Here is a 16,312-nt window from a genome sequence, read left to right as displayed (position 1 = left end):
AGCGGTGCGCGACGTCGCGCAGCCGGCGCTGGGCGCGGTGGATCTCCCACTGGGAGGTGGTGATGCCGCCGAACTTGGAGGAGTCCGAGTAGCCCAGCATGACTTCCTGGACGTCGCCTCGCAGCGAGACCAGACGCCGGTACGACGGGTCGGCGAGCATCTCGTCGAGGATGACGTCGGCCGCACGCAGCTCGTCCGTCGTCTCCAGGAGCGGCACGATGCCGATCTTGGCCCAGCCGCCGTGCAGGTCCAACAGGCCCGCCTCACGCGCCAGTACGGCGGCCGCGAAGACGTCGTCGGCTCCCTGGCACATCGAGATGATGTACGACTCGATGACCTCGGGGCCGAAGCGCTCGAAGGCCTTCTTGATGGTGTGGAAGACACCGAGCGTCTTCTCGCCCGCGGCGTCCAGCGGGGCCGGCCTGGGTGCGAGCGGGCGGCGCGAGCGGAGCTCCTTGGCGAGGAGCTTCTGCCGGTAGTCGCGCGGCATGTCCGCGTACCGCCAGGACTCCTCACCGAGCCGGTCGAAGAGCTGGCCGAGCGCGTGGTGGTGGGCGTCCGCGTGTTCGCGTACGTCCATCGTGGCGAGCTGGAGCCCGAAGGCGGCCAGCGTGCGGATGGTGCGGTCCATCCGGCCGTCGGCGAAGATCGCGCCGCGGTGCTCGCGCAGGGAGACCTGGATGAGGGTGAGGTCGGCGATGAGCTCGGCGGTGCCGAGGTAGTCGCGGCCGTCCTCGTGCGGGGTGCCCTTGGCGAGGCGCGCACGGGTGTTGACGAGCTTCTCGCGGATGCACGTCGCCTTGAGCCGGTAGGGCTCTTCGGAGTTGAGGCGCTTGTAGCGGGGGCTGATCTCGGGGAGCCGCTCCAGGTCGCACTGGAGCGAGGTGAGCAGCTCCTCGGTGGCGCCGGTGTAGCGGATGGAGTTGGAGAGCAGTCCGCGCAGGAAGTCGATGAGCTTGATGGCGTCGGTGATGCCGTGCTCGTGCTGCAGGATCAGGACGTCCCAGGTCACCTCGGGGGTGACGTTGGGGTTGCCGTCGCGGTCGCCGCCGATCCAGGTGCCGAAGCTCAACGGGCGCGTACCCGGGGGCAGTTCGACGCCGACGCGCTCCAGCTCAGCGGCCAGGTCCTCCAGTACGTCGCCGACCGCACCCGCGTGCAGTTCGTCGAGGTAGTAGATGGCGTTGCGCGCTTCGTCGGCCGGCTCGGGACGTACGACACGGAGCTCGTCGGTCTGCCAGATGAGGTCGATGTTCTCCGCGAGGCGCAGGTCGTGGCGGCGGCGGTCGGCCTCGATGACCGGGGTCTCCAGGAGCTGGCCGATACGGCGGAGCTTGTTGAGGACCGAACGGCGGGCGGCCTCGGTGGGGTGCGCGGTGAAGACCGGGCGGACGTTGAGGTGCTTGACGGTCTCGCGCAGGTGCTCGGGGTCGGCATCCTTGAGGCGGTCGGCGGTGCGGGCGAGGAGCCCGCCCTCGGCGGCGCGTACGGCGCGCATCTCGCGGCCGCGGTGGACCTGCTCGGTGACGTTGGCGAGGTGGAAGTACGTGGAGAACGCGCGGACGAGCTTCGCGGCGGTCTCCACCTCCGTCTCGCCGAGGAGCTCTGCGGCGGCCTCACCGTCGGAGCGCGTCAGGGCGCGGACCCGTTCGACGAGCTCGAGGAGCTCGGGGCCTTCCTGCCGTACGAGCGTCTCGCCCAGGAGATCGCCGAGGCGGCGGATGTCGGCGCGCAGCTCGGTGCTGGCGGTGGGGGTCAGGTCGGCACTGCTCACAGGTGCGGCTCCTTGCAGTGTTTGGCACGACTGGCAGGGGATGCGGACCGCGCTGTCCGAATGACACCCAGGATAGGTGTCCTTTCCGATGTGTTATCCACAGGCCTCGTGCCGCGGGCCTCCGCACTGCCATACTTACGAAGCCGTAGGTTACGGAACCGTAACCAGGCATCAGCCGTACCCCTCACCCCACAGGGACCTCCATGACCATCAGCCCCGAGCTGATCACTGACGCCTCCGAGGCGCCGCTCCCCAACGCCACCATGGGCGGGGACAGCAAACGGTCGATCGAACAGATCACCCTCCTCGCCTTCATCATGGTGCCGTTCCTGGCCCTGCTCGCGGCCGTGCCGCTGGTCTGGGGCTGGGGCGTGAGCTGGCTGGATGTCGGCCTGCTCGTGGCGATGTACTACATCGGCTGCCACGGCATCACGATCGGCTTCCACCGCTACTTCACGCACGGCTCCTTCAAGGCGAAGCGTCCGCTGCGCATCGCGCTCGCCGTGATGGGCTCCCTCGCGGTCGAGGGCCCGCTGGTGCGCTGGGTGGCCGACCACCGCAAGCACCACAAGTTCTCCGACGCCGAGGGCGACCCCCACTCGCCGTGGCGGTACGGGGAGACCCTGCCCGCCCTGCTGAAGGGCCTGTGGTGGGCGCACATGGCGTGGATGTTCGACGAGGAGCAGACACCGCAGCACAAGTACGCACCGGACCTGATCGCGGACCCGGCGATCCGCTGGATCTCCCGCAAGTTCATCTACTTCACGATGCTGTCGCTGGCGATCCCGCCGATCGTGGGCGGTCTGGTGACGATGTCCTGGTGGGGCGCGTTCACGGCCTTCTTCTGGGGCTCCCTGGTGCGGGTCGCGCTGCTGCACCACGTCACCTGGTCGATCAACTCGATCTGCCACGCCGTCGGCAAGCGGCCGTTCAAGTCGCGTGACCGCTCAGGCAATGTGTGGTGGCTCGCGGTCCTGTCCTGTGGCGAGTCGTGGCACAACCTGCACCACGCGGACCCGACGTCCGCACGGCACGGGGTACTGCGGGGCCAGGTGGACTCCAGCGCACGGCTGATCCGCTGGTTCGAGCAGGCGGGCTGGGCGTACGACGTGCGATGGCCGACCGCCGACCGCATCGAAGCCCGGCGGCAGAGCGAGCTCACAGAAACGGCATGATGGACAACGTGGCGATCGACAGCAGTACCAGCGGCAGCGAGCAGAAAAGGCCCGCTGCGGCGCGGCGCACGCGCCGGGTCCGGATGACCGGCAAGGAACGCCGCGAGCAACTGCTGGACGTCGGCCGCATCCTCTTCGCCGAGAAGGGCTTCGAGGGCACGTCGGTGGAGGAGATCGCCGCGAAGGCGGGTGTCTCCAAGCCCGTCGTGTACGAGCACTTCGGCGGCAAGGAGGGCCTGTACGCGGTGGTGGTCGACCGTGAGATGCGCCAGCTGCTCGACATGGTGACCGGCGCACTGACCGCCGGTCACCCGCGCGAGCTGCTCGAACAGGCCGCGTTCGCGCTGCTCGACTACATCGAGACGTATACGGACGGGTTCCGCATCCTGGTGCGCGATTCGCCCGTCGCCCAGTCCACGGGCACCTTCGCCTCGCTCATCTCGGACATCGCGACCCAGGTCGAGGACATCCTCGGCATGGAGTTCAAGAACCGCGGCTTCGATTCGAAGCTGGCGCCGATGTACGCGCAGGCGCTCGTCGGCATGGTGGCGCTGACCGGTCAGTGGTGGCTGGACGCCCGCAGGCCCAAGAAGGCCGAGGTCGCGGCGCATCTGGTGAATCTGGCCTGGCACGGTCTGGAGAACCTTGAGGCGAAGCCCCGGCTGATAGGCCACCGCAAGAGCTAGAAGCTGTCCTGCTCGGCACTGTCCTGCGCGGGGCTGTCCTGCTCGGGGCTGTCCGGCTCGCTCAGGAACAGGCCCAGCGCGAGCGCCGCGACCGGGACCCCGCAGAGGATCGCGAAAACGCCCTGCGGGCCGTACGCCTCGGCCGCCAGGCCCAGCACCGGGGCGATCAGCCCGCCGATGGAGACGGCCAGGCCGAGCGTGACGCCGGCCGCGGTGCCAGGACGGGTGGGCAGGTAGTCCTGCCCCAGCTTGATCAGGACCGCGAAGGGGATGTTGAGCGCGATCCCGGCCAGTACCGCGAGGAGCAGCGGCGCGTACGGGCCGGGAGTCACGCGCAGCGCCAGCAGGGCGGGCACGGCCAGGGCGCTGCCCAGCTGGACGGTGCGGACCATGCCGATGCGGTCGGCGATCCGGCCGCCGAGGAGCGTTCCCGCGACCCCGCCGATCAGGAAGCAGGCCAGTGCGGTGCCCGCGACGGCGCGGCCGGAATGCAGATGGCGGATCCAGTAGAGCTCGATGAAGGTCAGTACGCCGAAGAAGGCCACCGAGCGGACGATCTCCACCCCGGTGAGGACCAGGAACGGGTTCCAGCGGTCGGTGCCGGCACGCGCGGCCTTCGCCGAGGCCGCCGCCGGGGGCCGGTGCCTGAGCAGGACGACCGCGGTGAGCAGCGCCGGCGGGATGAAGAGCGCGGTGGCGCCGACGCCCATCGAGACGAGTACGGGTGTGGCCAGGACCGGGGCGAGGAAGAAGCCGACGCTGCCGCCCGCGGCGAAGATGCTCATCGCGGTCGTGGAGTCGCCGGCGGCCTCGCGTGCCGCCTTTCCCGCCGCCGGGTGGAACATCGCGACGCCCAGGCCGGAGAGCAGGATGAGGGTCCACACGGCCGCGTACGAGGAGAAGAGACCGGAGAGTCCGAGGCCGAGCCCGGCAAGCGCGACACCCGCGGCCGCGAGCCTGCGCAGGGGTCGGCGGTCGACGGCGAGGCCGACCAGCGGCTGCGGGACCGAGCTGCCGAGGGCGGCGGCGAGGGTGAGGCCCGAGGCGGCCACATAGCTGTAGCCGCGGTCGAGGACGAAGTACGGGACGCAGGCGGGGACGAGGCCCTGGTAGAGGTCGTCGACGGCGTGCGCGGCGGCCCACATCCGCATCCGGCGCCAGGCGGACGGGAGCGGGGTCGGGAGCGGGGTCGGGGTGTGCGGGGCCTGCGGAGCGGTCAGGTCCGGGGGCGGTGCGGTGTGCGGTGGGTTGGTCATGCGTCGAGCGTCACGGATTCCCCCCGTGGCGGGCTATCAGTAATCTGCCTACTTGTGTCGCTCATCTGCCAACACCGTCAGAAGCCCGCCCGTATCCCCCTGGCCCATCAGGAACGCATCGACTGGCACGACCACGCGGACCACCAGCTCATCAGTCCCGGCAGGGGTGTTCTGGAGGTGTCGACGGCCCAGGGCAGCTGGGTCGTGCCACCCCATCGCGCCGTCTGGCTGCCCGCGCACGTCCCGCACGCACATCAGGCGTACGGACCGACCGAGGTGCGGGCGCTGACCTTCCCGCGCTCGGCCAACCCGCTGCGGCTCGACCGGCCGACGGTGCTCGCGGTCAGCCCGCTGCTGCGCGAGATCATCGCCGTACTGACGGACGAGGACGCCCCGGCCGCCGGACCGCGCCGCAATCTGGAACGCGTCGCCCTCGACCAGCTGCGCCGCGTCGAGGCGCTTGAAGTGCATCTGCCCGCGCTCGCCGACGGCCGGCTGCGGGACGTCGCCGCGCTCCTGAAGGAGGATCCGGCCGACGGCCGTACGCTCGCCGGTCTCGGCACCGCGGTGGGCGCCTCCGAGCGCACCCTGAGCAGGCTCTTCCGCGAAGGGACCGGGATGACCTTCCCGCAGTGGCGCACCCAGTTCCGCCTGCACCACGCGCTCACCCTGCTCGCCGCGGGCGGATCGGTCACCGGGACCGCCGCCGCCTGCGGCTACAGCGGCCCCAGCGCCTTCATCCAGGCTTTCCGCAGCGCTTTCGGTACGACGCCGGGCGAATACCGTCAGCCGCTCTCGGGCAGCGCCGCCGGCACCGGCTCCAGGAATTCCAGCCGGTTGCCGACGGGATCCCAGGAGTAGAAGCGGCGGTGGCCGGGGAGGTCGCCGTCCCACTCCACCCGGGCGCCATGGGCGGTCAGGCGCTGCGCGTACGCCTCGATGGCGGTGACCCGCAGCCCGGGATGGGCCTTGGCGGACGGCCGACAGTGACATTTTCCGCCTCCGGCGGGGGCCTCCTCGATGCCCAGGTGCAGCTGGACGGCGCCCGCCTGGAACCAGCAGCCGCCGCGGGCCGCGAGGACCGGCGGCTTGGGGATCTCGGTCATGCCGAGGGCGCCGGTGTAGTACGTACGGAGCGCGTCCTCGGTGCCGGGAGGGGCCGCCAGCTGGACGTGGTCGACTGCGGTGAGCATCGGTGTCAGGCCTCCTTGCGGGCCACGGCGAAGATCCGGCGGAAGGGGAAGACCGTGCCGCGCGCGGTGGCCGGGTAGGCCGCGCGGAGCGCGGCGCCGTACTCCGCGACGAAGGCGGCGGTGGCCTCGGGGTCGTCAGCGAGCGCGGTGAGCACCGGGCGCAGCGCCGTGCCCTTCACCCAGTCGAGCACCGGGTCCTCACCGGTCAGGAGCTGGACGTACGTCGTCTCCCAGACGTCGGGCTCGCAGCCCAGGTCCGCGAGGAGCGTGAAGTACTCCGCGGGCTCCAGGACGGCCGCCGTACGGTCGCCGACGCCGTGCAGGCGCGAGCGCCAGCGGGGCGATTCGCGGAGCTCGGCGAGGATCGTGTGGCTGGGCGCGGTGAAGTTCCCCGGGACCTGGAAGGCGAGGGTGCCGCCGGGCGCGAGGGCGTCCAGGTGGGCGGGGAAGAGGTCCGCGTGGCCGGGGACCCACTGGAGGAGGGCGTTGGAGACGATCAGGTCGTACGTCTCGGAGGGCGCCCAGGTGGCGGCGTCGGCGAGGGCGAAGTCGAGGGTGGGGGTGGCGTACTTCCGGGCCGTCTCCAGCATCTGCGGGGAGTTGTCGTAGCCGGTGATACGCGCCTCGGGCCAGCGCCCGGCCAGCACCGCGGTGACGTTTCCCGCCCCGCAGCCCAGGTCCGCGATGCGGGCGGGCCCGTCGCTCCTGATGTCGGGGATGCGGGCCAGCAGGTCGTGGAAGGGGCGGGTGCGGTGGTCCGCGTGGTTCAGGTACTGCTGCGGGTCCCAGATCGGTGAAGTCGTCGTCATGGCGTACAGCCTCCCGAGAAAAGTGTCTTGATGTCAAGATAGTTGAATTCAAGAGACTTCATGTCGAGGGACCCCCTACACTGATCGCCATGGAGGACGAGGTCGACCGGCTGGTCGCTGCATGGCGCCGAGAGCGCCCCGACCTCGACGTGGAACCACTCGAGGTGCTCAGCCGTGTCTCCAGGCTGGCCCGCCATCTGGACCGCGCGCGCAGGCTCGCCTTCGCCGAGCATTCGCTGGAGCCGTGGGAATTCGACGTGCTCACCTCGCTGCGGCGCGCCGGAGATCCGTACCAGCTCTCCCCCGGACAACTCCTCACCCAGACGCTCGTCACCTCCGGGACCATGACCAACCGCATCGACCGGCTCGCCACGAAGGGCCTCGTCGAGCGGCTGCCCGACCCCACCGACCGGCGCGGCGTGCTCGTGCGGCTCACCCCCGAGGGCCGCGACCGCGCCGACCAGGCACTGGCCGGGCTGCTCGCGCAGGAACGGGCCATCCTGGGTGAGCTCTCCCGCTCGCAGCGGGGTGAACTCGCCGATCTGCTACGCCAGTTGACCGCCCCGTTCGACAACGTCCCGGGCTAGGTCGGCCGGTCCCACACCCGCACGGCGGGCGAGGGCGACCGCGGCGAGCGTGGAGTGGACGCCAAGCTTCCCCAGCACGTTCTGCATATGCGTACGGACGGTGTGCGGGGAGAGGAAGAGGCGCTCGGCCACTGCCTTCCTGCCCAGACCGGCCACCATGCAGCGCAGCACCTCGCGTTCGCGCGGGGTGAGCGACTCGACGAGCCGTTCGCTCTCGGTGCGGTGCTTGCGGGCCGCCGTCAACTCCCGCAGTACGCCGGTGAGAAGGGCGGGCGGCAGATGCGTCTCGTCCCGCAGCACACCCCGGATGACAGCCAGCAGCCGCTGCAGCGAACAGTCCTTGGCGACCCAGCCGGACGCCCCCGCCTGGAGCGCGAGCGCGGCCCTGCGCGAGTCGTCCTTCTCGGCGAGCACCACGGTACGGACCGATGGCTGACCCGAACGGACGCCCACGACCAGCGAGATGCCGTCGACGAGACCGTTGTCCGCGCCGTCAGGGACCGCGACCGCACGCACGCCGAGCGAGGCGGCGGCGGTCGTGCCGAGGTCGGCGTCGACCAGCATCACATCGAATCTGCGCCCCTCGGCGGCTGCCCGGTCCAGGCAGCGCAGCGCTGCGGGGCCACTGCCTGCCGCGGCGACATCGACGTCGGGCTCGGCCGCGAGCGCGGCTGCGAGCGACTCGGCGAAGATGCGGTGGTCGTCGACCACGAGAACCCGGATACGTACCACTGAAACCCCCATGCGTCGGGGGGCGGACCGGCGCGGATACGGCGCCCGGTGCGAGGTGCGTGCCATCTCGCACGGCCGCCGCCGTGCATCGATTCCTACCCCGCCCCGGGCGTCGTACCCGACTGTCTCGCCCCCTGATCAACACCGGCCCCCACCGGTGCTGTGGTTCAGCGTAGGGCCACCGGCCCACAACGGAAGGTAATTTGCAGGATTGACCGACGGGTTGTGGGCTGTGTGCCAGTTGTGTTGCTTTGCGACAGAAGTCGCTCGGGACGGTGGCATATTCCGGCACGGAATGGGGCCGGCGGAGCGGGGCGCGGAGGCGCGAACTCCTCCCCGGGGCTCTGCCCCGGACCCCGCTCCTCAATCGCCGGAGGGGCTTAAGTCAGCCGGTGGGGCTCAGGCCAGTCGGTGGGCGCCCGCCGAGGGGGTGGCCTCGAAGACCCGGGGGGCCGCGAAGCCCGCCGCCGCGAATGCCTCCTCGACCGCCTTGGTGACCGCCTCCGCGTCCGTCGCCTCAAGGAGCACGATCGCCGAGCCGCCGAAGCCGCCGCCCGTCATCCTGGCTCCGATCGCACCGGCGGCGACCGCCGTCTCGACTACCAGGTCCAGTTCCTCGCAGGAGATGCGCAGGTCGTCGCGGAGCGAGGCATGGCCGGCGATGAGCACCGGGCCAATGGCCCGGATGTCCCCGGCGTCCAGGAGCGCGATGGTCTGCTCGACCCGGTGGTCGTCGGAGACGATGTGGCGGACGTAGCGGCGGACCTTCTCGTCGTCCAACCGGTCGAGCGCCTCGGGGAGTTGTTCGAAGGCGACGTCCCGCAGATGGGTCACGCCCAGCTGCCGCGCGCCCTCCTCGCACCCTTCGCGCCGTTCCGCGTACGCCCCGTCGCCGAGCGCGTGCTTGACGCGCGTGTCGACGACCAGGAGCTGCAGGCCCTGGGCCGCGAGGTCGAAGGGGACCTGGCGGGTGGTGAGGTCGCGGCAGTCCAGGTAGAGGGCGTGGCCCTCGGTACAGCAGGCGGAGGCCGTCTGGTCCATGATCCCGCACGGGACGCCGACGAAGGCGTTCTCCGCGCGCTGGGCGATGACCGCCAGCTCCTGGGCTGAAAGGCCCAGTTCGTAGAGATCGTTGAGCGCGAGCGCGGTGACGATCTCCAGGGCGGCGGACGAGGAGAGGCCCGCACCCGTCGGGACGGTGGAGGTGAGGTGGATGTCCGCGCCGGTGACGGCATGACCGGCCTCGCGCAGCGCCCAGACCACACCCGCCGGGTAGGCGGCCCAGCTGGTGTTGGTGAGGGGTTCGAGTTCGTCTACGTGGAGCTGGACGATGCCGCCCTCGATGTCGGCCGAGTACAGGCGGATGATTCCGTCCGTACGGCGCGACACCTCGGCGACCGCCGTGTGCGGCAGCGCGAGGGGCATCACGAAGCCCTCGTTGAAGTCCGTGTACTCGCCGATCAGGTTGACCCGGCCGGGTGCGGCCCAGACCCCCTCGGGGGCGGTTCCGTACAGCTCCTGGAAACTCATGCCTCAGCAACTCCTGTGTTCTGCGGGGCGGTCCGAGCGAATGTCCACGCATCGGAGACGATGCCGGCCAGGTCGGAGCGGCTGGGCTGCCAGCCCAGCCGCTCGCGTGCGGTGTCTGCGGAGGCGACGAGGGCGGCCGGGTCGCCGGCGCGCCGCGCCTCGGTGATCTCGGGGATCGGGTGCCCGGTGACCTTGCGGACCGTGTCGATGACCTCGCGGACCGAGAAGCCGGTGCCGTTGCCGAGGTTGCAGATCAGGTGTTCGCCGGGGGTGGCGGCACCCAGCGCGAGGAGGTGGGCCTCGGCGAGGTCGGCGACATGGATGTAGTCGCGGACGCAGGTGCCGTCGGGGGTCGGGTAGTCGTCCCCGTACACGGAGATGGCTTCGCGCCTGCCCTGGGCGACCTGGAGGACCAGGGGGATGAGGTGCGACTCGGGGTCGTGGCGCTCACCGAAGGTGCCGTACGCGCCCGCCACGTTGAAGTAGCGCAGCGAGGTGGCCGCCAGGCCGTGGGCCGCGCACTCCCCCGTGATCATGTGGTCGACGGCGAGCTTGGTCGCGCCGTAGGGGTTGGTCGGTGAGGTGCGGGCCGACTCGCGGATCGGGACCGACTCCGGCTCGCCGTAGGTGGCGGCCGTGGAGGAGAAGACCAGGGTGCGGACGCCCGCCGAGCGCATCGCGGCCAGCAGGGCCGTCGTACCGCCGACATTGTTCAGCCAGTACTTCTCCGGGTTGACGACGGACTCGCCGACCTGGGACGAGGCGGCGAAGTGCAGCACTCCGTCGTACGAGGAGTCGAGCCACTTGGCCGCGTCGTGGATGCGGCCCTCGATGAAGTGCGCCCCGGCGGGGACCCCTTCGCGGAAGCCGGTGGAGAGGTCGTCGAGGACGGTCACCTCGTGGCCCGCCTCGATGAGGTGAGCTGCTACGACGCTGCCCACATAGCCTGCGCCGCCCGTAACCAGGTATTTGTTGCTCACTTGCTCGCTACCTCTCGCAGTCGCTCTGCCGCGGACTCCGGCGGCACGTCATTGATGAAGACGTTCATGCCGGATTCGGAACCCGCGAGGAACTTCAGCTTGCCGGAAGTGCGGCGAATGGTGAAAAGCTCCAGATGCAGGGCGAATTCGTCCCGGTTGACGCGGTATCCGTCCAGCTCGCCGAACGGCGCCTGGTGCCACGCCGAGATGTACGGCGTCGGCGGCTCGCCCTCGCCGAAAATCCGGTCGAAGCGCCTCAACAGTTCCAGATACATCTGTGGGAACTCTGTGCGGGCCTCCTCGTCGAGGAAGCGCAGGTCCGGGACGCGCTTCTTCGGATAGAGGTGCACCTCGTACGGCCAGTGGGCGGCGTACGGGACGAAGGCCACCCAGTGCTCGCCCTCCATGACCACCCGGGTCCCCTCGGCCAGTTCGCGGGCGACGACCTCGTCGAAGACGTTACGGCCGCCGCTGCTCTCGGCGAAGGCGTCGGCCGAGCGCAGCATCAGGTCGGTTCGAGGAGTGACGAAGGGGTAGCCGTAGATCTGTCCGTGCGGGTGGCCGAGGGTGACACCGATCTCGGCGCCGCGATTCTCGAAGCAGAACACCTGCTTGACCTGCGGGAGTTCGGCCAGTTCGGCGGTCCTGTCGGTCCACGCCTCCAGGACCAGGGCCGCCTGCTCCTCGGTGAGGTCCGCGAAGGAGGCGTCGTGGTCGGAGGTGAAGCAGACGACCTCGCAGCGGCCGGAGTCACCGGCGAGCGAGGGGAAACGGTTCTCGAAGACGGCGACGTCGTACTGGGGCGCCGGGATCTCGCTGAACCGTCCGTCGCGGGAGGGGCAGAGCGGGCACTCGTCGGCCGGCGGGTGGTAGATGCGGCCCTGGCGGTGCGAGGCGACGGCGACCGCGTCACCGAGGAGCGGGTCGTGGCGGACCTCGGAGGCGGTGGATACCGGGTCGAGGGGGCGCAGGTCCGCCTCGTCGCGTACGACATCGTCCCGGGAGTCGTAGTAGAGCAGCTCACGACCGTCGGCGAGCCGGGTCGATGTCTTCTTCACGCTGGCGCTCCTCGCACACTGCAACACACTCACACACACCAAACAGAACCGAACATAACAAACCACAAGCCAACAGCACAGTCAATGGGCCGGGAGCTTCAAATGGGCAAGCGCTTTCATCCGGACAAAACAACCTCCCCGATCACAATCCAACAAACAACGTCATCAAAACTGTTCACTTCCTGAACTCGGAGGCGTAAGTTCCGGTCCTGTTCAGTTCACGCAACGAAGCGGGTACCCCCATGCACACACTCGCCGCAGGGCTCCGGCTCCCCACCAACGGGCTCGATTACGCGATCATGGCGATCTACTTCGTCGTGGTTCTCGGCATCGGATTCGCAGCCAGAGCCAGCGTCAAGACCAGCCTCGACTTCTTCCTCTCGGGCCGGTCACTGCCGGCCTGGGTCACCGGCCTCGCGTTCGTCGCGGCCAACCTCGGCGCGACAGAGATCCTGGGCATGGCGGCGACCGGCGCGCAGTACGGCGTCGCGGTCGTCCACTGGTACTGGATCGGCGCCATCCCGGCCATGGTCTTCCTCGGCCTGGTGATGATGCCCTTCTACTACAAGTCGAAGGTCCGCTCCGTACCCGAGTTCCTGCTCCAGCGCTTCGACAAGTCGGCCCACCTGCTGAGCTCCATACTTTTCGCCTTCGCGGCAATCCTGATCGCGGGCGTGAACCTCTACGCCCTGTCGATCGTCGTGGAGGCGCTCCTCGGCTGGCCGCAGTGGGTCGCGATCGTGGTCGCGGGCCTCTTCGTCCTTCTGTACATCACCATCGGCGGACTCTCCTCGGCGATCTACAACGAGGTCCTGCAGTTCTTCGTGATCCTCGCCGCGCTGATCCCGCTCACCATCCTCGGCCTGAAGAAGGTCGGCGGCTGGGACGGTCTGAGCGACTCGCTGGAGAAGAGCCACGGCCACAACTTCCTGTCCGCCTGGGACGGCACGGCCATCGGCCAGGCCAACCCGCTCGGCGCGAACTGGCTGACGATCATCCTCGGCCTCGGCTTCGTCCTCTCCTTCGGCTACTGGACGACCAACTTCGCCGAGGTGCAGCGCGCGCTCTCCGCCAAGAACCTCTCCGCCGCCCAGCGCACCCCGCTGATCGCCGCGTTCCCGAAGATCTTCATCGTCTTCCTGGTGATGATCCCGGGCCTGGTCGCCGCCGTCGTCGCCCCGAAGATCGGCCTGGCCGGCTCGGGACTCCAGTACAACGACGCGATCCCGCTGCTGATGCAGGACCTGCTCCCCAACGGTGTCCTCGGCATCGCGGTCACCGGTCTGCTCGCCGCCTTCATGGCGGGCATGGCGGCCAACGTCTCGTCCTTCAACACCGTGTTCACGACGGACATCTGGGCGCGGTACGTGAAGAAGGACAAGCCGGACGCGTACTACCTGCGCTTCGGCCGCCTCATCACGGCCGTCGGCGTGCTGGCCTCGATCGGCACGGCGTTCATCGCCTCGTCGTTCTCCAACATCATGGCCTACCTCCAGACCCTGTTCTCGTTCTTCAACGTCCCGATGTTCGTGGTCTTCATCATCGGAATGTTCTGGAAGCGCGCGTCCATGAAGTCGGGTGTGTGGGGCCTGGTCGCGGGCACCTCGGCCGCGATGCTCAACTACTTCTGGATCTACAAGCAGGGCGTCATCTCGATCCCCACGGACCAGGGCGCCAACTTCGTCTCCGCGATCGTCGGCTTCGTCGCCGGTGCGGTGGTCATGGTCGTGGTCACGCTCTTCACCGCGCCCAAGCCCGAGGCCGAGCTCGCCGGTCTGGTGTACGGCACCGAGTCCGCGGACCTGGAGGAGGAGCCCGCCGAGGGCGACGACGCCTGGTACCGCAAGCCGGCTCTCCTCGGCTGGGGAGCGATCGTGCTCGCCGCGCTCTGCTACATCCCGTACTCGATCTGATCGGAGGCAACCACCATGTCTGAGCTGCACAAGGAAGTCTCCGCGCTGGAGGCCAAGTCGGCCACCGCCGCCCGTCTCTTCGACATCCGGCGGATCATCGGCGGACTGTTCGTGGTCTACGGGATCATCGTGACGATCGCCGGGATCATGGCATCGGACGCGGACCTCAAGAAGGCCCAGGGGATCAACATCAACCTCTGGACAGGGCTGGCGATGCTCGCCCTGGGGCTCTTCTTCCTCATCTGGCTGAAACTGCGCCCGGTCGTCCCGCCGACCCCGCCGACCCCGGCGGAGTAACGGGGCAACTGCCGCAGAAGGGGCCGGACTTCACTCGCTGAGGTCCGGCCCCTTCTCCGTACCCAGCCGCAGGGCCGCGCTCACCGTCGCCCGGTCGAGCAGCCCGGTGCGTGCCGCGAGCGCCGCCGCCTCCAGGCGCGAGCCGACGCCCAGCTTCATCAGGACCCGCTGGACGTGGGTGCGGGCGGTGCTCGGCGCGATGCCCATCCCGGCCGCGATCAGCCGGGTGTCCTCGCCGTCGGCCACCCGTACCAGCACCTCGACCTCGCGCGGGGTCAGCATCTGCAGCAGCCGCTGCCCCTCGTCGTCGGGCTGGGCGGCCGGGTTCAGCAGCTCGGCGAAGGCACCCTGCAGCAGCTGCGGCGCCACCGCCGCCTCGCCCGCCCGCGCCTTGACCATGGCGCGCTCGACGCCCTCTATGCGCTCGTCATGGCGTACGTAACCCGATGCGCCCGCGGCGAAGGCGGCCGCGATGCCGCGCGGGCTCGGCACCGGGCCGAGCACCACGACGGCGACCTGGGGGCGCTCATTCTTGATCCGCACGATGGGATCGAAGGCCCCTGGTTCGGCGGGTGACGCCGTACCGAAGAGACAGACCTCCGGCGCCCGGCCGATCACCAGCTCGGCCGAGCCGCCGGTGGGCGCGGCCGCGGCGAGCACGCGATGGCCGCGGAGTTTCAGCGCAGAGGCAAGTGCCTCGGCGAGCAATCGGTGGTCGTCCACCACCATGAGCCGCACGCCCATAGAGCTACCCCCCACAGTGTGACCCCACGGAGCAGGCCCCCCGGCCCTCCTGACCCGGCAAGCTACACGCTTGTTCGACGTCGCGCGCCCCTTACCAGCCAGAAGCCCCCCTGATTGCTGAAATTCCTTCTATTCAGGGCTATTTGAGGTCCCTCTTGGCTGGTTGAACGCCGTTGTGGTCTGCTCGTCGCTAATGACCGGTCACATCACAGGGGGACACGTGCGCCTCAAGCGCCTGCTCTTCGTCGCGGCTTCGGCTGTCGCGACACTTCTCATCCCGATGGGTACGACACCCGCGTCCGCAGCACCGCCGAAGATCGCTTACAGCGATATCTCCATGAACTACGCGTCGGGTCGCAGCAAGGTCGAATGGGGAGGCACGGCCAAGCTCACCCACGTCTACCTGTACGTCAAGGACAACCTCGCCGACGGTCACAGCGTCACGGTCCGTCTGGTCACCCAGGGAGCGCCCCATGACTGGCCCCTGCACCGGGTCGCCACCGGCGCCGGAACCTACGGGGAGTGGTTGACGTATGCCGATCTGGGTTCGAGTTCCATCATCTCGTACGCCTGGATCGAGATCTGCCAGATGGAGGGAAACGTCAAACTGAAGTGCAACCCCTCCAAACCGATGGCAAATCCGTACGTGGTGCATTGACGCACCCCGCTGGGTCCCCGCCGTCTCACGGCGGGGACCCGGCGGCCGGGGCCCGGGCCTTGGTCAGCCCGTGGTGAAACCGGCCACCAGATAGCGTTTTTCGTCACCGCTGTACGAGGACTCCGCACTCAGAATGGTGTCGGCGATATACAGCCGACCGTTCTGGAAACGGAGTTCCGCACCGTCCAGGGAGAAACTGGTCTCCACGTCGCGGACCGACTTGTCGCTCGGGTTCTCCAGGAGCACTGTCTGCTTGAAGGTGCCGCCGTCGATGGATACGACCTGTCCGCCCTTGTCGTAGGGGGGCCGCTTGTAGGCGACGAGGTTTCCGCCGTCCATCCGGAGCGGGTAGATCGCGTAGCGGGTACCGGAATCCGCTTTGTCGCTGGTCTGCTTGCCGGTGGCCAGGTCGAAGGAGAGGATCTCGTTGACCCTGCCGGTGTCGCCGCCCCCGTCGTGTTCCTCGGTCGGCAGGTAGAGGCGGTCGTTGCCGACCACCATGTACCTGCAGCCCTCGACATTGGTGCTGTCGCACTTGCCGCCGTACTTATTGGCATCGGCGGCGATCCTGGACCGTAGCTTTCCCGTCTTGGCGTCGATCGAGAAGTAGTCGGAGACGCCGCTTCCCGCACCTGCGCCGGAGCCGACCTCCGCCGCGACCACCAACGGGTCGGTCGAGACGATGTGCGCGTACTGGACTCCACGCGGCAGCGCGTACGAGGAAACTGCCTTGCCGGTCACCGGATTCAGGGGCTGGACGGTCAGCTGCGGGCTGGAGTAGTCGCCACAACCACGGATCGCCACCAGCGCCTTGCCGCCGCCGTACCCGCGGTCCGCGCAGTTCTCGGAGTTGGGTTCGGGGGCCCATCGCTGAGCCCCGGTGGCGAGATCCCACACCGCGCCACCGCGGCTCAGCGATG

At 69.4% G+C, this 16,312-nt stretch carries 16 protein-coding genes and 1 pseudogene; 7 read left to right on the top strand and 10 right to left on the bottom strand.

Features of this window, described 5'->3' with window-relative positions; genetic code table 11:
* On the bottom strand, positions 1 to 1,774 hold a 1,774-nt coding region (locus J0695_RS19325; protein ID WP_206963348.1), incomplete at its 3' end, for a phosphoenolpyruvate carboxylase.
* A gap of 203 nt (positions 1,775 to 1,977) precedes the next feature.
* Here J0695_RS19325 and J0695_RS19320 point away from each other — a divergent pair.
* Complete coding sequence (locus J0695_RS19320) at positions 1,978 to 2,949, top strand: acyl-CoA desaturase (RefSeq protein WP_206963347.1); 972 nt, start codon at positions 1,978 to 1,980, stop codon at positions 2,947 to 2,949.
* Positions 2,946 to 3,635, top strand: coding sequence for a TetR/AcrR family transcriptional regulator (locus tag J0695_RS19315; protein WP_206963346.1), 690 nt, complete (start codon positions 2,946 to 2,948; stop codon positions 3,633 to 3,635). The genes J0695_RS19320 and J0695_RS19315 overlap by 4 nt, the downstream gene beginning before the upstream one ends.
* On the opposite strand, the gene J0695_RS19310 is transcribed toward J0695_RS19315, so the two are convergent.
* Entirely contained in the window at positions 3,632 to 4,891 is a 1,260-nt protein-coding gene (locus tag J0695_RS19310) for an MFS transporter (RefSeq protein ID WP_307798686.1), read from the bottom strand. The two genes, J0695_RS19315 and J0695_RS19310, sit on opposite strands and share 4 nt — an antisense overlap.
* Before the next feature lie 54 nt (positions 4,892 to 4,945).
* Between J0695_RS19310 and J0695_RS19305 the strand changes: the two genes are divergently transcribed.
* Positions 4,946 to 5,752: an AraC family transcriptional regulator gene (locus J0695_RS19305; RefSeq protein ID WP_206963345.1), complete on the top strand. Its 807-nt coding sequence runs from the start codon at positions 4,946 to 4,948 to the stop codon at positions 5,750 to 5,752.
* On the opposite strand, the gene J0695_RS19300 is transcribed toward J0695_RS19305, so the two are convergent.
* Together J0695_RS19300 and J0695_RS19295 are read right to left on the bottom strand one after the other, a co-directional pair.
* Complete coding sequence (locus J0695_RS19300) at positions 5,677 to 6,084, bottom strand: VOC family protein (RefSeq protein WP_206963344.1); 408 nt, start codon at positions 6,082 to 6,084, stop codon at positions 5,677 to 5,679. The two genes, J0695_RS19305 and J0695_RS19300, sit on opposite strands and share 76 nt — an antisense overlap.
* 5 nt (positions 6,085 to 6,089) lie before the next feature.
* On the bottom strand, positions 6,090 to 6,893 hold the full coding sequence (locus J0695_RS19295; RefSeq protein WP_206963343.1) for a trans-aconitate 2-methyltransferase: 804 nt from the start codon (positions 6,891 to 6,893) through the stop codon (positions 6,090 to 6,092).
* 89 nt (positions 6,894 to 6,982) lie between these two features.
* Between J0695_RS19295 and J0695_RS19290 the strand changes: the two genes are divergently transcribed.
* Positions 6,983 to 7,480, top strand: a complete 498-nt coding sequence (locus J0695_RS19290) for a MarR family winged helix-turn-helix transcriptional regulator (protein ID WP_206963342.1) — start codon at positions 6,983 to 6,985, stop codon at positions 7,478 to 7,480.
* Here the strand turns inward: J0695_RS19290 and J0695_RS19285 are convergent.
* The 4 genes from J0695_RS19285 to galT form a co-directional block, all read right to left on the bottom strand.
* Positions 7,439 to 8,212: a LuxR C-terminal-related transcriptional regulator gene (locus tag J0695_RS19285; RefSeq protein WP_307798687.1), complete on the bottom strand. Its 774-nt coding sequence runs from the start codon at positions 8,210 to 8,212 to the stop codon at positions 7,439 to 7,441. The two genes, J0695_RS19290 and J0695_RS19285, sit on opposite strands and share 42 nt — an antisense overlap.
* 399 nt (positions 8,213 to 8,611) lie before the next feature.
* Positions 8,612 to 9,742, bottom strand: coding sequence for a galactokinase (galK, locus tag J0695_RS19280; protein WP_206963340.1), 1,131 nt, complete (start codon positions 9,740 to 9,742; stop codon positions 8,612 to 8,614).
* Positions 9,739 to 10,722, bottom strand: coding sequence for a UDP-glucose 4-epimerase GalE (galE, locus tag J0695_RS19275; RefSeq protein WP_206963339.1), 984 nt, complete (start codon positions 10,720 to 10,722; stop codon positions 9,739 to 9,741). Before galE ends, galK begins: the two co-directional genes overlap by 4 nt.
* Entirely contained in the window at positions 10,719 to 11,780 is a 1,062-nt protein-coding gene (gene galT / locus J0695_RS19270) for a galactose-1-phosphate uridylyltransferase (protein ID WP_206963338.1), read from the bottom strand. The genes galE and galT overlap by 4 nt, the downstream gene beginning before the upstream one ends.
* A 242-nt stretch (positions 11,781 to 12,022) precedes the next feature.
* Here galT and J0695_RS19265 point away from each other — a divergent pair, with 242 nt between their 5' ends.
* Positions 12,023 to 13,693 carry a sodium:solute symporter family protein gene (locus tag J0695_RS19265; protein WP_206963337.1) on the top strand — a complete coding sequence of 557 codons (1,671 nt, stop codon included), beginning with the start codon at positions 12,023 to 12,025 and terminating at the stop codon, positions 13,691 to 13,693.
* Positions 13,694 to 13,708: 15 nt separating this feature from the next.
* Positions 13,709 to 13,990 (top strand): hypothetical protein, encoded by a 282-nt coding sequence (locus J0695_RS19260; protein ID WP_206963336.1) that lies wholly within the window; start codon positions 13,709 to 13,711, stop codon positions 13,988 to 13,990.
* A 30-nt stretch (positions 13,991 to 14,020) separates the two neighbouring features.
* On the opposite strand, the gene J0695_RS19255 is transcribed toward J0695_RS19260, so the two are convergent.
* Positions 14,021 to 14,734 carry a helix-turn-helix transcriptional regulator gene (locus J0695_RS19255; protein ID WP_206963335.1) on the bottom strand — a complete coding sequence of 238 codons (714 nt, stop codon included), beginning with the start codon at positions 14,732 to 14,734 and terminating at the stop codon, positions 14,021 to 14,023.
* A gap of 220 nt (positions 14,735 to 14,954) precedes the next feature.
* Between J0695_RS19255 and J0695_RS19250 the strand changes: the two genes are divergently transcribed.
* Positions 14,955 to 15,392, top strand: coding sequence for a hypothetical protein (locus J0695_RS19250; protein WP_206963334.1), 438 nt, complete (start codon positions 14,955 to 14,957; stop codon positions 15,390 to 15,392).
* A 63-nt stretch (positions 15,393 to 15,455) separates the two neighbouring features.
* On the opposite strand, the pseudogene J0695_RS19245 reads toward J0695_RS19250, so the two are convergent.
* Positions 15,456 to 16,312 (bottom strand): annotated as a pseudogene (locus tag J0695_RS19245) (outer membrane protein assembly factor BamB family protein); the annotation flags it as partial.

This window comes from Streptomyces beijiangensis (assembly GCF_017315755.1).
Classification (GTDB): domain Bacteria; phylum Actinomycetota; class Actinomycetes; order Streptomycetales; family Streptomycetaceae; genus Streptomyces; species Streptomyces beijiangensis.
Note: the sequence above shows the minus strand (reverse complement) of the source record. Positions and strands in the feature narration are given on the sequence as shown.

Excerpts from the sequence above, each read along its gene's own strand:
- J0695_RS19295 (WP_206963343.1), bottom strand. The coding sequence starts at position 6,893 with ATGACGACGACTTCACCGATCTGGGACCCGCAGCAGTACCTGAACCAC.
- J0695_RS19255 (WP_206963335.1), bottom strand. The coding sequence starts at position 14,734 with ATGGGCGTGCGGCTCATGGTGGTGGACGACCACCGATTGCTCGCCGAG.
- J0695_RS19315 (WP_206963346.1), top strand. The coding sequence starts at position 2,946 with ATGATGGACAACGTGGCGATCGACAGCAGTACCAGCGGCAGCGAGCAG.
- J0695_RS19300 (WP_206963344.1), bottom strand. The coding sequence starts at position 6,084 with ATGCTCACCGCAGTCGACCACGTCCAGCTGGCGGCCCCTCCCGGCACC.
- J0695_RS19310 (WP_307798686.1), bottom strand. The coding sequence starts at position 4,891 with ATGACCAACCCACCGCACACCGCACCGCCCCCGGACCTGACCGCTCCG.
- galK (WP_206963340.1), bottom strand. The coding sequence starts at position 9,742 with ATGAGTTTCCAGGAGCTGTACGGAACCGCCCCCGAGGGGGTCTGGGCC.
- J0695_RS19260 (WP_206963336.1), top strand. The coding sequence starts at position 13,709 with ATGTCTGAGCTGCACAAGGAAGTCTCCGCGCTGGAGGCCAAGTCGGCC.
- J0695_RS19265 (WP_206963337.1), top strand. The coding sequence starts at position 12,023 with ATGCACACACTCGCCGCAGGGCTCCGGCTCCCCACCAACGGGCTCGAT.
- J0695_RS19320 (WP_206963347.1), top strand. The coding sequence starts at position 1,978 with ATGACCATCAGCCCCGAGCTGATCACTGACGCCTCCGAGGCGCCGCTC.
- J0695_RS19290 (WP_206963342.1), top strand. The coding sequence starts at position 6,983 with ATGGAGGACGAGGTCGACCGGCTGGTCGCTGCATGGCGCCGAGAGCGC.